The sequence below is a fragment of the Leptothoe spongobia TAU-MAC 1115 genome (assembly GCF_018739885.1).
Lineage (GTDB): Bacteria > Cyanobacteriota > Cyanobacteriia > Phormidesmidales > Phormidesmidaceae > Leptothoe > Leptothoe spongobia.
The window spans coordinates 193224-207941 of record NZ_JADOES010000004.1 but is presented as its reverse complement, the minus strand read 5'-3'; the positions used below and the strand labels follow the sequence as shown (position 1 = coordinate 207941).

At 47.9% G+C, this 14718-nt stretch carries 19 protein-coding genes and 1 pseudogene; 13 read left to right on the top strand and 7 right to left on the bottom strand.

The features are described from left to right. The first annotated feature begins 77 nt into the window (after positions 1-77). Positions 78-986, top strand: a complete 909-nt coding sequence (locus IXB50_RS03700; RefSeq protein ID WP_215607587.1) for a hypothetical protein — start codon at positions 78-80, stop codon at positions 984-986. Positions 987-1440: 454 nt separating this feature from the next. Here IXB50_RS03700 and IXB50_RS22730 read toward each other — a convergent pair. Further along, positions 1441-1644 (bottom strand): annotated as a pseudogene (locus IXB50_RS22730) (REP-associated tyrosine transposase); the annotation flags it as partial. 142 nt (positions 1645-1786) lie between these two features. Then, positions 1787-2338: an REP-associated tyrosine transposase gene (locus tag IXB50_RS03695; RefSeq protein WP_326520720.1), complete on the bottom strand. Its 552-nt coding sequence runs from the start codon at positions 2336-2338 to the stop codon at positions 1787-1789. Between the two features lie 187 nt (positions 2339-2525). Here IXB50_RS03695 and IXB50_RS03690 point away from each other — a divergent pair, with 187 nt between their 5' ends. Further along, the gene (locus IXB50_RS03690; protein ID WP_215607586.1) at positions 2526-2765 is read left to right on the top strand and encodes a hypothetical protein; all 240 of its coding nucleotides are present in this window, start codon (positions 2526-2528) and stop codon (positions 2763-2765) included. Then, a complete protein-coding gene (vapC, locus tag IXB50_RS03685) occupies positions 2762-3163 on the top strand; it encodes a type II toxin-antitoxin system tRNA(fMet)-specific endonuclease VapC (RefSeq protein WP_215607585.1) in 402 nt (133 codons plus the stop codon). Before IXB50_RS03690 ends, vapC begins: the two co-directional genes overlap by 4 nt. Before the next feature lie 50 nt (positions 3164-3213). Here the strand turns inward: vapC and IXB50_RS03680 are convergent, their stop codons facing one another. The 4 genes from IXB50_RS03680 to IXB50_RS03665 all read right to left on the bottom strand — a co-directional run bounded on the left by IXB50_RS03680 (position 3214) and on the right by IXB50_RS03665 (position 6190). Beyond that, a complete protein-coding gene (locus tag IXB50_RS03680) occupies positions 3214-3813 on the bottom strand; it encodes a Uma2 family endonuclease (protein ID WP_326520719.1) in 600 nt (199 codons plus the stop codon). Positions 3814-4019: 206 nt separating this feature from the next. After that, positions 4020-4634 (bottom strand): Uma2 family endonuclease, encoded by a 615-nt coding sequence (locus IXB50_RS03675; protein WP_215607584.1) that lies wholly within the window; start codon positions 4632-4634, stop codon positions 4020-4022. Positions 4635-4955: 321 nt separating this feature from the next. Then, positions 4956-5435: a hypothetical protein gene (locus IXB50_RS03670; protein ID WP_215607583.1), complete on the bottom strand. Its 480-nt coding sequence runs from the start codon at positions 5433-5435 to the stop codon at positions 4956-4958. A gap of 122 nt (positions 5436-5557) precedes the next feature. Next, positions 5558-6190, bottom strand: coding sequence for a type I restriction endonuclease subunit R (locus tag IXB50_RS03665; protein ID WP_215607582.1), 633 nt, complete (start codon positions 6188-6190; stop codon positions 5558-5560). Positions 6191-6361: 171 nt separating this feature from the next. Here IXB50_RS03665 and IXB50_RS03660 point away from each other — a divergent pair, with 171 nt between their 5' ends. From IXB50_RS03660 to IXB50_RS03650, 3 genes are all read left to right on the top strand, one after another. Then, positions 6362-6952, top strand: a complete 591-nt coding sequence (locus IXB50_RS03660; protein ID WP_215607581.1) for an eCIS core domain-containing protein — start codon at positions 6362-6364, stop codon at positions 6950-6952. A 5-nt stretch (positions 6953-6957) separates the two neighbouring features. Beyond that, positions 6958-7518, top strand: coding sequence for a Uma2 family endonuclease (locus IXB50_RS03655; protein ID WP_215607580.1), 561 nt, complete (start codon positions 6958-6960; stop codon positions 7516-7518). 82 nt (positions 7519-7600) lie between these two features. Beyond that, a complete protein-coding gene (locus tag IXB50_RS03650) occupies positions 7601-9058 on the top strand; it encodes an ATP-binding protein (protein WP_215607579.1) in 1458 nt (485 codons plus the stop codon). Between the two features lie 50 nt (positions 9059-9108). On the opposite strand, the gene IXB50_RS03645 is transcribed toward IXB50_RS03650, so the two are convergent. Continuing rightward, the gene (locus IXB50_RS03645) at positions 9109-9306 is read right to left on the bottom strand and encodes a hypothetical protein (protein ID WP_215607578.1); all 198 of its coding nucleotides are present in this window, start codon (positions 9304-9306) and stop codon (positions 9109-9111) included. A gap of 664 nt (positions 9307-9970) precedes the next feature. Here IXB50_RS03645 and IXB50_RS03640 point away from each other — a divergent pair. The 7 genes from IXB50_RS03640 to IXB50_RS03610 all read left to right on the top strand — a co-directional run bounded on the left by IXB50_RS03640 (position 9971) and on the right by IXB50_RS03610 (position 14718). Then, entirely contained in the window at positions 9971-11683 is a 1713-nt protein-coding gene (locus IXB50_RS03640) for a phage tail sheath family protein (protein WP_215607577.1), read from the top strand. 179 nt (positions 11684-11862) lie between these two features. Next, complete coding sequence (locus IXB50_RS03635; RefSeq protein WP_215607576.1) at positions 11863-12360, top strand: phage tail protein; 498 nt, start codon at positions 11863-11865, stop codon at positions 12358-12360. A gap of 17 nt (positions 12361-12377) precedes the next feature. Further along, positions 12378-12860, top strand: a complete 483-nt coding sequence (locus IXB50_RS03630) for a phage tail protein (protein ID WP_215607575.1) — start codon at positions 12378-12380, stop codon at positions 12858-12860. 39 nt (positions 12861-12899) lie between these two features. Further along, on the top strand, positions 12900-13382 hold the full coding sequence (locus IXB50_RS03625) for a phage tail protein (RefSeq protein ID WP_215607574.1): 483 nt from the start codon (positions 12900-12902) through the stop codon (positions 13380-13382). A 20-nt stretch (positions 13383-13402) separates the two neighbouring features. Then, complete coding sequence (locus tag IXB50_RS03620) at positions 13403-13861, top strand: hypothetical protein (RefSeq protein WP_215607573.1); 459 nt, start codon at positions 13403-13405, stop codon at positions 13859-13861. 15 nt (positions 13862-13876) lie between these two features. Then, positions 13877-14155: a hypothetical protein gene (locus IXB50_RS03615; protein WP_215607572.1), complete on the top strand. Its 279-nt coding sequence runs from the start codon at positions 13877-13879 to the stop codon at positions 14153-14155. Between the two features lie 20 nt (positions 14156-14175). Beyond that, complete coding sequence (locus tag IXB50_RS03610) at positions 14176-14718, top strand: phage tail protein (RefSeq protein ID WP_215607571.1); 543 nt, start codon at positions 14176-14178, stop codon at positions 14716-14718.

The following is a 14718-nucleotide window of genomic DNA, read 5'->3' as shown; positions in this document are numbered from 1 at the left end:
GTCAATTATTTGCAATGTTATAGGTAATGAAGAAAAGCCTATAACAAACACTAATGAAAATTAAAAGGAATTGGAATATGTATGCTCAAGAAAATAAAGCAACTGAGAATAAAAGTAGGGCTGTTGCTAATGCGGTTGCTCAGAAGAAAAGTGTTGTGAAGCAAGGTTTTAGGTTTATGGATAACCGAACTGAGGCTGTTGCCCAAAAAAAAATCCAATCAACTATGAATAACTATTCCATGAATAAAATAGTAGCAAATAATTTACCAAATAGCCAAATTATCATGCAGAGGCGGAAATACTTGTGGTCATCAAACCGGTGGATACATGATAACAAACCAGTAGCTGGAAACGCACCTGCTCGCTCTGGCGATTTCGATGGACAAATATTCGACGATGCAACTCAAACATACACCCGGCAAATTTTAGTAAAAGGGGAGAGGTTTCTCCATGAAACCTTCGTAGAACTTAGTCAAGGTCAAAACTTTCAGCAATATCTTGCAACTGGTGGACACACTACCAGACTCACGCCAATTGCGAATACACCGCACAGTGCATTCGTTTTTTCAAATTTACTCACAAGAGCTAACATAACCAAAGAACCCGGTTTAGGCCAAAGAAGTCGCGAAAACTATGAAAGATATGCCAATCTGGAAAGTGCTTGGCTTAATTATCTCGGACAGGCATCTCAGCATTCTGCGGCTGTTTTTACCACCAAAATTTCTGCATGGGAGGGAGATCAAGGACCTGGACACGCATTTGATCCTAATAAGGGAGTGGTTCAAGGTATCGACCTTACTGGGGCAATCAAAATAACCGATGGAGCACATAGAGCCGCTTATCAGATAGCGAAGGAAGCTTTGAATATACTGCAAGCAAATAGAGGCCGTTGGCTAGATGCACAAAGTATCTTAACCACACAAAATTTTCAAGAACTACTCAGGGTTGCTGCCAGATCGAAAACTCTTACGGTGAATGTCCCCTAAATTAAAAATAGAAGAAAGGTAATACAGGAATTAGAAAGCGAATTAGGATAGTAGTAGAAAAACGGGAAGATGGGATTATGAAGACTTGTTTCAAGAAACTTATATTATGACACCTTGAATGATGAAAAATAATTGGGACACGAATAACAAAACCGAAATGAAGAAAAAGCCCATAACAAAACCTAAAAGCCATTGAAAAGGCTTTTAGCCCAATTGTTAGCGTCACCGAGCGTAGTCACCGAGCGTAGGGTGTGACGCGTCGCACCGCTAACTCATTTCGCCCCAAACCCGATTCCCCTCATGAAAAAATCCCCGCCCGCAAAAATCGCCCCAATTTCTGTTGCCAATAAGTCCTCCAACAATCCTGGCGGTGCGTTACGCTGCGCTAACACACCCTACCGATGACCGACGACCCACGGTATGACCGATTGTCGAAAAAACTCTACCGGCCTTTTTACCGATCCCACGACGCATGCGGAATGGCCGGACACTCATCCATACCCCAATTTTCGGGATAAATCCCCTGCGCAATAAACCGATGAACACTCGAAAACCGCCAATCCTGCGGCCTTTCACATAACCCGTGCCGCACCGGATTGTAATGAATATAATCACAATGCCGCGCAAAATCACGTTCATCCCGGAACAGAGGAAGCCAGGTAGGGTGTGTCACCGAGACCGTAGGGTGTGACTCGTCGCACCGCTTTCAACCCACCCCGCTTCACTTAATTCACTCTTTGCAACATAATTAATCTCTCGCTTTTGCCCACAATCCCGAAGGTGCGTTACGCGAAGCCTCGCTAACACACCCTACCGCTGGTATCGTCATCTTGGCCCCAATTTGAGGGATAAATTCCCTCTGCGATAAATCGATGCACGCTTGAAAAGCACCAATCCTGAGGATTCTTACATAACCCATGCCGCACCGGATTGTAATGAATATAATCACAATGCCGTGCAAAATCGCGTTCATCGCGAATCAAATGTTCCCAATACCGCCGCTGCCAAAGATTCCGTTCTCCACGCTTTTGCCGAGATAACGAAACCCCTCGATTTATCCCCAACGCCGATCCGTAATGCCTCGTCACATACCCCTTAACCAACCGTAACCGCACCGAAAAATCCGCATCATCTGGCGGCAGCGTCAATAAACAATGAAAATGATCCGGTAACAACGCGATCTCATCGATCGAAAACGGATGCGTCCGCTTGACCTGGATGATCGCCTCTCGCAGCGCTTTACGACCCACCTCCTCACACAACCACGGCACCCGCTGATACGTCACCTGTGTAATAAAATAAGCCAGGTAGGGGGCGACACCGAGAACCTTGTAGGGTGTGACGCGTCGCACCTTCTCCGCCCCATTCTGCCAACGATCCTGGAGGTGCGTTACGCTGCGCTAACACACCCTACCGAAGACTCCGCCCCATTGCCCCCAATACAGACATCGTTTTCGCACCGAACATAATCGCTATAATGGTTGAGAGCAATTAATTAAAAATTACACCATAAAAAATAGAAAATCCTATCTTCGCACTATGAAAACATCTAACTCACAGGTATTAAACAATTATTGGGGCTTAATCAAAAATCTGCATATCAGCTGGAAATTAGACTTAATCGAACGGCTCACCCAATCCATCCGTCAAAATCTGTCTCAAGGTCCAAACACCATGAAAAATGCCTTTGGTGCTTGGCAGTCTGCTCAATCAGCAGAGCAAATCATTCAGGAACTACGAAATAGCCGAAATACCAACCGACAAATTGAAGAACTATGAATGGATATTTGCTTGATACAAATATCTGTATCTATTACATCAAGGGTAAATATAATCTAGATAAAAAATTCGACGCCGTAGACGATAACTCGCTTTTTATCTCCGAAATCACCCTGGCTGAACTGAAATTTGGTGTTGAGAATAGTGCCACCCCAGATAAAAATAGAGTCGTCCTACAAGACTTCTTATCTGGACTACAAATCTTGCCCATTTTTGAAGCCCTGGATATATTCGCCAAAGAGAAAGCAAGATTAAGAAAATCAGGTATTCCAGTTGATGATTTTGACCTACTGATAGGAACAAGTGCGATCTCAAATGATATGGTGCTTGTAACCAACAATGTCAAACATTTCGAAAGAATAAATAGCATTCGTATAGAGAATTGGACAATAAATTGATGTCATCGAATGCCAGCTCGTAGGGTGTGACTCGTCGCACCGCTGCCAACTTAAAACCGAATGCGTCGATAGATTTCACTGAGGGGAATTTCCACATTTAAACAGTTCAAAAAGACCGCTTGCTCCAGGTGCGAATGATCCTGCCATTGCCAAAAATCATTACTATCCCGATCAAGGTTATGGTATTGCTCAATATAAGGCTCAGTTTGGCTAACCAGCAAATATTCACAAAAACTGGAAAGAGAGCGATATTTTCTGAACTTATCACCCCGATCGTACGCCTCAGTCGAGGGCGATAATACCTCAACAATCAATATAGGATTGAGAATCTCATCCTGGCGATCGCCATTTAACGCGGGTTCGCCATTAATCACCATCACATCAGCATATGTGCCGCACTGATAGTCAGGGATCCACAGCCGCAAGTCACTACCGTACAGCCGAAAGTCAGTATCTCTCAATAAAAAACCCAAATAAATCAAAAAATTACTTGCGATCAAGCTGTGGATCTCAGAACCACCCGACATCGTAAAAATTTCTCCATTCCGGTATTCGTGGCGTTCTGGATTATTTTTTTCCATCGCCCGATACTCATCTAATGTGAGACGAGTTGAGATGTCATCGGGGAGCTTGGATTGAGAAACAACCACAATCAGACCTCTTGACTAATGGGCTCTAAACCTATTATCCCCACTGGAATCAATAATGGCCAACTAATTACTCACACTTAAAAAGCCGGGTAGGGAGTGACTCGTCGCACCGCTTCCAACCCATTACGCACTTACCCACAATCCCGAAGGTGCGTTACGCGAAGCCTCGCTAACACACCCTACCGAAGAACTTGCTACTCGTTACTTTATTCCCCTGCCGCAAATACCGCATCTGTGGTCAAATCCAACTCAGGAAATACCCCAGAAACCAACTTTTCTCCCGCCACAAATCGTCGAATTTGATACTCTTCGCCCTCAAGCTGACAGATCGTAATCGTTGGCTGCTTCGGCTTACCAATATGACGCACGGCACCTAGTGCCCGAAAATCAACCAGCCAATATTCAGCAATACCCATCGCCTCATATTCGACAAACTTGTGACCATAATCATCCCGCCAGTTGGTACTCACTACCTCAACAACCAACGGAGCCGTTTTACCATCCTGAATCACCGAAGCTGTTGGCCAGAGAGGCTCCTGCTTCAGCAACTCACGATTTAGGACCACCACATCAGGCATATAGCCTGAGCCTGCCGCATGGGGCTTAACTAAACAAGTACGCGGAATTGAATAAGGCAACTTATTTCGCCGAATTTCAAAGTTGAACTCCGCACCCAAAAAGCCACCGATATCTTCATGGGGACCTGTTGGCAACATCTCAACCACAACTCCCTCAATCAATTCATACCGACGACTATCGTCTGGATACCATTCCAGAAAAGCCTCAAAACTCATCGGGCTGGCTACCCGCACCTGAACCATAAGAAATCCTCAACCCGGATCTAAAAACTGGCTTTAGGCCTAGAATTTGCTCACTTTCTTGCTTCTAAGGAAACATTGTTATGTCCACCCTAACAAATTTAATGCTTTGCCCGGTTGAGCGAGTAGGGTGTGACTCGTCGCACCGCTTCCAACCCATTACGCGCTTACCCACAATCCCGAAGGTGCGTTACGCGAAGCCTCGCTAACACACCCTACCGAAAAACTTGTTACTTGCTACTCGTTACTCTCTACTTCAACCCCCTGCTGCAAATATCGCATCTGTGTTCAAATCCAACTCAGTGACTCGTCGCACCGCCTACACTAGGAGATCACCGTATCTGGATCAATCCCCTGCGCGCGTAATATTTCAGCCAATCGCTCTGCTCGTTGTCGTTCCTGTTCAGCCTTTTGAGTAACGGCAGCCACTTTTTCTACCGCCCACGGGAGTAATTGCCCATTGGCATCCCACCATCGTAGCCAATAGCCATCGGCAGGCACCTCGCCCTCTAAGTTGGGAGTGTAGGCTTTTCGGGTTGGTATTGGCTTATTTACTTTGGCAACATAAAGCCAATCAGGAGCTTTAATCACCAGGTTTTTATTCATCGTGGCGCATAGGCCAAAATTAGAGGCAATCAGCATCTTTGGTTGGATCCAGCCGCTGAGTTCTAGGGATTCTCGCAATGCTCCTGCCAGCAGCGGTTGACCAGTATTTTCCACTGGCTTTTCATCTAGCTTAAAGTCCTCTGGTAATGGGTCCCAGGTGATACACAGCTCTGCTGACTTAGGTGACGCTGCAACCATCACTGTTTCCTTAGGAACTACCGTTTCCCATTGTAGGATACCTTACTGAGATGTGAGCCATATAGGGAGCAATGCATCGCACCGCTTTCATCGCTAGAAAACGGTCCATGGTCCACCACCCGTCACCTGTTTACCACCACTTGTCCAATCCGCTTCAAAACTTGCAAAATCCCGTACAATTCCTGATTAGACGTCAGTGCCGCAAACACCCTCGAGAAATTGTACTCTCCGCCCGACGCCCTAGCCAGCTTTACAAATACCGAGCTATCACCATTCGTCATCAGCGCATAACCTGGTTGTTCAGACTGCGGATTCGCCATCAAATAGGCCAGCGTCTGCGGTAACGCCGACCATACTGACAAAGCCTTCTTCTTCGATTCCAGCACCACAACCCAAAACTGATCCGTCAGCACCAGTACATCTAACCGTCCCTGCAAAACCTCCTGAGGATCCTCCAGGATAAGCCGGACCGACTCCGCCGCCTTTAGCCTAAACGGAGGATCATAAAACCCCGCCAGGGTAAGCAATGGCGATGCAAACAACAGTGTGACTGTATTTTCTAACAACTGCCCCTGGGCACGCTGATACTGGTATCGACGACGTAGCTCCGTTAAGCCTGTTTTCTCCTCGTCGAGCAGAGCTGGTAAGTCAGTAAACCATTCCAGAAAGAAATCGTCTGACTCCGTACGGCGCAGATCAAATCGCTGCTCCGCCTCTGCCAGGGTGGTGATCGCTTCTGTGATCGCAACTGACATTGTTTGTCCCGTCTTTACCGCTCTGTCTTTACCGCTCTGTCTTTACCGCTCTATTGTAGTGGGAATGCTATATTTCCCCCGATCAGACCCTGAAAAGATTGATAGACTATTACCATTAAGGACAATCGAACCCCATAGGTAACCCCAGGCCTACGATCGAGGAAACTGACGATGCTTGCCCCCAAAGACCGCAAACGTAATCGCCCCGGATCGGAACCCACGACAGCGGATAACTTTTTTGCCCCATCCTGGAAAAAAGGATTAACCTCTCAGACAGCCACGAGTCCCGTGCAGCAACAGGTGGCCGTGAACCAGGCGAAGAGCAGCGGCCTCCCAGCCTATGATGTGACCGAAATGCTCCAAACCTCGCCAGCCCAGCTCAGCACCGCCAGGACAGATCCTAAATCCCCGCTTCAACTCCAGCCAGAAAACGCTCCCGTGAAAAATCGTACGGGCATGCCCGACCGCTTAAAGGCAGGATTAGAACAAATGTCCGGCTTTGACCTCTCCGATGTCCGCGTGCATCACAACTCCGCCAAACCAGCCCAACTAAATGCCCATGCCTATGCCCAGGGCCAGAACATTCACCTAGCACCGGGCCAGGACCGGCAGCTCCCCCACGAAGGCTGGCATGTAGTACAGCAGATGCAGGGTCGGGTAAAACCGACGATGACCTTACAGGGCGAGGCGATTAATGATGATGTGGCCCTAGAACGGGAAGCTGATCGGATGGGTGCCAAAGCAGCCCGCAGCTTTTGGTGATCTAAATGGTACAAGCACCTTCCAAACCACTGACCTTGCCAGAATTTCTGGCATTGCCAGAAACCAAACCCGCCAGTGAGTACATTGACGGAAAAATCATCCAAAAGCCAATGCCAAAGGGACGCCATAGCCGCCTACAGGGAAAGCTTTGTGCTGCCATCAATCAAGTTGCAGAAGACTCAAAACTTGCCTATGCCTTTCCAGAATTAAGATGCAGTTTTGGTGGACGCTCAACGGTTCCCGATGTGGCAGTTTTTCTATGGGAGCGAATCCCTTTCACGGCCACCGGAGAAGTGCCCGACAACTTTGATCTACCACCCGATTGGACCATCGAAATCCTGTCTCCTGATCAGCGACCCAATAAGGTATTAGGAAATATCCTGCATTGCCTGGAGCATGGCAGTCATCTGGGCTGGTTTATTGATCCCGATGACCTCAGCATTTTAGTTTTCCAAGCACAACAACAGCCCGTTCTATGGCAGTCGGACCAGGCCCTGCCCGTTTCTCCCGAGTTAGAATTAACCCTTACGGTTAATCAAATATTTGACTGGTTAAAAATGGGGTGATCGTTGCGTCTGCAATCTTTCCTACCCAATCTCGCAGTGGTTCTGGGGAGGCCCTACCCAATGCCCATTCACTGGTGACGGCATGACGACCTTAGATCAATTGTCCCAAAATGCAGCCTGCATCGAGTACGAACTTGCCTGGTTCAATACCATTTTAGACCAGCGCATCAAACTATATTTTGAAGACAAACAGCCAACAGATGACCTATTGGCATTGTTTCCCCCACCCGAGTTACCCGACACCGATGCCCCCTACGCCACCATCGTGCATCAGTTGCAGCTACAGTCTGCAGAACGTCTGGTTCTAAGTCTTTGCTTGATCTCCCACCTCAAGCCCCATCTCCTCGACACATTCTTCATCCGCAACCAAAATCTCGATCGCGGCTACACCGAATTTGGCGGACTGACCGGCAACTCCCACAGCGGCTTTCTCCCCACCTGTGAAACCGCCATGTTTTTACTGGCCGCTGACAACCTCTATGCCCGTCTGCAATACGACCACATCTTCCAACCGCAACACAGCCTATTTGCCCAGGGCATCCTCACCCTCGATTATCCCCACCTCAACGAACCGCCCCTCTGCGCCGCCATTAATCTCAGCCCAGAATATCGCCAACGACTGATCACAGGACAACCCTACACCCCTGCCTTTACTCCCGAATTTCCGGCCCAAGCCATTACCACCCCCTTGGATTGGGACGATCTTGTCCTTGACCCCACCGCCCGCCAGGAGATTGAGCATATCCTGGCCTGGGCCCAAAACAAAGAGTTGCTAATGGAACAATGGCAGCTAAAGCAGCGCATTAAGCCAGGCTATCGCACGCTGTTCTACGGTCCCCCCGGTACCGGCAAAACCTTGACGGCTTGTTTACTCGGCAAAAAGGCCGGTTTACCCGTCTTCCGAGTGGAGCTATCGAAAATCCTTTCCAAGTACATCGGCGAAACGGAAAAGAGCCTGGCTCGACTGTTTGATCAGGCTCAATATCACGATTGGATCCTATTTTTTGATGAAGCCGATTCCCTGTTTGGTAAGCGTATAGAATCCCAAAGCTCCAATGATCGGGCGGCTAACCAACAGGTTTCATATCTCTTGCAGCGCATAGAAGACTACGCCGGACTAGTCATTCTCGCCACCAATTTACAATCTCATTTAGACAGCGCCTTTGCCCGGCGGTTTCAATCCATGATTCGCTTTCCCAAGCCCAATGCCAAGCAGCGCTTGCAGCTGTGGCAAGATACCTTTATGGACAAACCTTTCAAGGTAGCGAAGGACATCGATTTGAAAGAGCTAGCCCATGGGTACGAGCTAACCGGCGGGAATATTATCAACGTCTTGCATTATGCCTGTATTAAGGCCGTTAACCGTCAACCATCCATCATCTGTACAGATGATGTGATAGACGGTATCCAGCGTGAGCTACAAAAAGAAGGCAAATTGGCAGGGGCAGCCAACAGCAACACTTGGGACAGTTTGCCAACGAACCCCAAGAAAAATGCTAACCGTTTAACAGAAAAATCCCTCTGGCTAGGTCCCTCCTAACATCAGCATCAACAGATGGATGTCAGGATGAATTGCCACGGTATGGACGTTTAGAGACTTGACTGTTGCAATAGCGTTTGCAAATGTTCGATTGCCCCATGGGGAGACAGCAAGATAAATTCGCCCTCACACAGCAGCTCATATTGCCCACCTCGATACCCATGGGCTGAAATTAATTTCTTTTCCATTGCCTCTGTCGCCAGCGCATACAGTTGGTTAACACTGCTCACATCGAATTCTAGGTTCATTTGTTTTTTAGACTGCTCTAAATCTGGTTGATTGGGCCGCTCATCCGAGCAATCACCCTTTTAAGTGATTCGTAAGTGCTTCAATGTTCGCACAAGACTCCATGGTCATCGCTGACAGGCTAATAGCCATCTTGATTGAGTATTTAGCTACGGATTTTCTCAAAAGACTGGAGTATCTCTCAACAATTATGCCGATTAAACAGCCAGAATCAACAACATTTTATAACTCATCATTAACTTATGACTCAATCACGGACAAGTATTGTTAACTTACGAGAACAATAGTCGCGACGGTTTACTCGCTCACCGGATCAACGTAAGTATTTGTAAATGGAACAGCTATTTAAAATCTACGAACTCTAAACGCGAAATCTCCTTGCCCGTAATCGATATGGAGATGTGGCTCAGTAAAAAAGCATCTGATTAGAGGTCGATTTATGCAGATCTTTTTGCAACAAATAAAATTGTTGTGATAAAAACAAAGCTAAGCATAATTAAGATACTAGTTACGTATTAGTTACTGAGTCAGACTTTTCCATGATCTCTGGCATGGTCTCTGGACTAGATTCGCGCCAGGGACGTGAAAGTATACCGCTATACCCACAAATATTCCCAGAAACTACACCAGACGCTACAAACACAATCCACACGGAGGATAGCCAGCATGGCGTTAGACTACTTTGCACCGGGTGTTTATGTTGAAGAGGTAGACCGAGGCAGTCGGCCGATTGAAGGGGTGAGCCTGAGTGTTGCCGGATTTATTGGCTTTACCGAGGATGTGCGTGGCGATGCCGAACTATTTGAGCCCATGTTGGTCACAAACTGGGCTCAATATTTGGAATTTTTCTCTAAACCTGGCTCCGACGGATTTACCGATTATGGGGCTTATTTACCCTTCGCAGTGCAAGGCTGGTTTATGAACGGTGGCGGACGCTGCTGGGTAACCAGTATCGGCACTCAGCTACCGGGTTCGCCCCAGCCCACCGCTGCGGAGAATGCCACCAAGATGTTGACATCGAGTGGTAAACCCTCTCTATCTTGCTATCTCAAGGAAACGCCTGCAGAGGCTGGAGCCCCCCTAGCCTTACCCTCCAGCCTGGGTCGATTGGCAGTGACTGTTGCCAATGGAGAACCTAAACCATTGGCTGAGGATGCACCTGAGGATGCTGAACCACCCCTCAACAATGGTGAATATTTCACCGTGGTCGTAAGCCGTGGTAAAGAAGAACTCGAAAAATACGAGCATCTGACCATGAATCCAGAGGTGGATACGGTGCTGGCTGACTATGCCGTAACGGTGTTGGAGGCCTCTGACTATATCACCATTGAAAATATCTCTCAATCTGGACAGCCGCTTTCTCGTCGTCCCGCCAATGGTGCTTACGAAATTGCCCCACCACCCTATGTGGGTACGCCCGAGCGATTTAACCGCGATCTGCAGGGGGCTCGGGATGACCGTACGGGTATCCAAGGGCTATACGAAATCGATGAGGTTTCCATGGTGGCCTGCCCTGATTTGTTATTAGCCTACGAGAGGGGGCTAATTGATATTGATCAGGTGCATGGGGTCATGGAAATGATGCTCAGCATGTGTGAGAATTCATTCCCTGGTCCGGCCTATCGGATGGCGGTGATTGATCCCCCACCAGTGAAGCCAGGTAAGAGTATGGATCCGGTAGCCCCGAATCGTCAGCGCCCAGCCGATGTGGCCAAGTGGCTCAGTTTGTTTAATCGCCGCTCCATGTTTGGGGCCACCTATTATCCCTGGATTAAAGTGGCCAATCCTCGGGATGGTGGGCGACCCAAATTGGTACCTCCCAGTGGCCACATGATGGGGATCTGGTGTCGCACGGACGAGTCTCGGGGGGTATTTAAAGCACCTGCCAATGAAACGCCGCGCGGGGTGATCGGGCTGGCCTATGAGACCAATATGAGAGAACAGGAACTACTCAATCCCCTGGGGATCAACTGTATTCGGAACTTTGCTAGCTATAATCGGGGCCTCAAGGTTTGGGGGGCACGCACATTGGTGGAGCCTGACAATGTGCAATGGCGGTATATTAGCGTCCGCCGCTTGCTGAGCTACATTGAGAAGTCCATTGAAATTGGTACCCAGTGGGTGGTGTTTGAACCCAACGATCAGGACCTGTGGGCGCGGGTGACTCGAACCGTCAGTAACTTCTTAGAGAGACTGTGGCGAGAGGGCGCCTTAATGGGCGGCGCTCCAGCAGAATCGTTCTATGTGAAGTGTGATGGTGAATTAAATACCCATGACACCATTATGTTGGGACGTCTCTATGTGGAAGTGGGTGTTTGCCCTGTGCGTCCGGCAGAATTTGTTATCTTTCGCATTAGTCAGTGGGCACCCAATCAGTAGTGTTTAGGGCTAAGTCAGAATAGGCTGCTTTTTTAGTTGCATGTTGGTTAGGGGTGAAGTCCCCTTGATTCCTAACCCAGTCAATTTTTTAGTTGCATGTTGGTTAGGGATGAAGTCCCCTTGATTCCTAACCAAGTCAACCTTAGTTCACCTGTAATAGAAGCATAAGGAGTAATTTTATGGGCGAGTTAGTTAAACCAATTGCCCCGAGTAGTTTTTACCTGGAACTAGCAGGCGTCTGTGAAGGAGAAAAGTCCGTATTCAAAAGTGTGACTATCCCTGACTATGCGCCTAAAGTTCAGGGTGGGCAACAGGCCGTTGGTACGACCAAAGGAGGGAAAACAATTTGGCAGGTAAACTCAGCTGGATTTGAAGGCTTATTTACCTTTGATTGTATTTGCATTGCCAGTGGTGACGGTGATAGTACCAGCAAAAAGCTTTATGAGTGGTTTGAAAAATGTCTGCCTGCTTCCAATGGTGGTAAAAGTAAGTGGGGTGACAATAAAATAGAAGGCAGTATTACCGCCTATGACACGGATGGCGATGAAGTTGCTCAGTGGCAATTTGTTGAAGCTTGGCCATCAAAGTATAAGTGTGCCGATCTCGATGTCACCGCTGATGCTTACATCGAAGAGACTTACACCATTACCTGCGAAAAGTTTAACCGTACCAAGTAGTTTATTCAGAGGAAACGATGGTTCAATATCTAACCAATTCAAAGTTTTACTTTGAAATTGACGGTGTGACTGCTTTGGCCGTGAAAACCTGCAGTGGTCCAGAGATTGAAATGGAGGTGGCGGGAGGAGATTCTGCCATTGGTGTTACCAAGGACGCTAAAACCCAAACCCAGGCAACCATCGGTGGCGTCAAATATAATGCCACCGTGTCGTTAACCTATGTGGCGGGTAATGAAGGCGATCAGAAAAAGCTTTCTGATTGGTACAACGATTGTCACCCCGATACATTTTCTGGGGGAGCGTCTAAAGCGATGGACAGTCGCAAAACGGGATCTTTAGTCATTTATGATCCTAATGGTCAGGAGGCCATGCGCTATAACTTTATCGATCTGTTCCCAGGTACTAAAAAACAAATTAGTAGTCTGGCGGTGGATAGTAGCGGCAACCTGGCCGAGGATACTTTAGAGCTGTACTTTACTAAAGTTGTACGGGCTAAATAGGGTGCTCTTGATGCGAATTAGCCCATCAGGAGATTAACGATGTTTCCTGAGATTTTAACCAAGGCTCGGTTTTACTTGGAACTGCGGTTGGAAGGTAGCGTTGATTCTACCGATGGTTATTTTATGGAATGTTCTGGATTTCAGCGATCGCAAGATGTGATTGAAGTCTGTGAAGTAACGCCCCAGGTATGGGGCAAAGAGGGTCGCAGCCATGGCCATGTGGTTCGCTCTAAAGTTCCGGGCAACAGTTCCTATACCAATATCACCCTGAAACGGGGTCTCACCATGTCCACCACATTTTGGGATTGGATGGATAGCATTGGTATGGGTGCCTGGAGCGATCAGCGACGCAATGGCGCATTATGCCTCTATGGCCAAGCGGGGAAGGAACAGTTTCGATTTGAGTTTACAGGGGCCTGGCCCGTCAGCTATAAAATCTCTGACCTCGATGTAAAAGGAGCAGACCACAATATCGAAGAAGTAGAAATTGCAGTGGAAGGCCTCAAACGCCTGAAAGTATAGAATTTTGTGAAAAATATATCATGCCTTCTATTCAACTCGGCAACAATCTTGGACTAGCTCCCCCCAGGGCAAAACCATCACTCCAGCCCATGGCTCCCTCATCATCATCAATAGCTGATTTACCAGCTGAGAACCTAATCAATCAGGGAGATCAGGGAGATCAATCAGAACTGCAGCCACAAGGAGAGATACAAACAGAATTCTCCTTTGAATTACCCATTGGCTATGTGGATGCCATGGGCCAATCTCACCGTCGGGGCATGATGCGGTTGGCCCGCACGGTGGACGAAATTGCCCCCATGTCGGACCCACGGGTCCAGGCAAATCCAGCCTATGCCACGGTGATTATTCTATCCCAGGTGATTTTATCCCTAGGGACTTTACCCGATGTGAGTCCGGTGGTGATTGAAAATATGTTTGCCGGGGACTTAAATTACTTGCAAAATTTTTATCTCAAGATTAATCGGCTTGAAGAATAGGACAACGGTATATCCATGAATGGTCACGGCACAGGCGATTACAGGACCGGGGCTGAAAATGCAACATTTCAGCCCCCCACTGGTCCGGTCTCTAATCCAGCTGGTTTTGTGGGTCCGGCGATTTTGCAAAGCCATCAGCCGTTGGCGGTTAAGCAAATGATGGCCAAGGTGGCGGCCCAGCTGGCCCATGATCCCATGGCGATGCAGCAATTTTGCGATCGCGTCTATCAGCTACTCTGTGATGATGTCCGGGCACAGCATGAACGCGCCCATAGCTATAGGAAACGCTATTAGCAGCCGAGGAGGTGATCAAAATGGCGACCGACAACAAATCTGCCGTATCCAATGCTGCCGACTACGTTACGACCAATCGCTTCTATGTTGAAATTGAAAGTAAAATTACAGCCTCTTTCACAGAATGTACCGGCTTAGGCGTACAAGTCAAAAAAGAAACCGTGGAAGAAGGTGGCTTAAATGATCAGCAACGCATTTTATTAGGGAAGCCAGACTTTTCAGACGTAACTCTCAAAAGAGGACTCAGTGGTAACCAAGTGTTTTGGGACTGGCTCAGCGCTCTCTTTAAACCACGCACAGTCGGCACAGGGATTAAAGAACATCGCCGTAACATTAATATTTTAGTCTTTAACCAGGCCGGATACATTCAACAATGTTGGACCTTAATTGGTGCCGTTCCCATTGGTTGGCAGGCTCCATCTCTCCAGGCCGATGGTAGTACCGTTGCCATTGAAGAACTCACATTAACCTATGAAGGGTTAAATGTAACCTTTGGCAGTGGCGGTGGCGGTGCTAGCATCCTGGACAATCGGTCTAAGACTGGCTACTTTGAGAGCAACTAA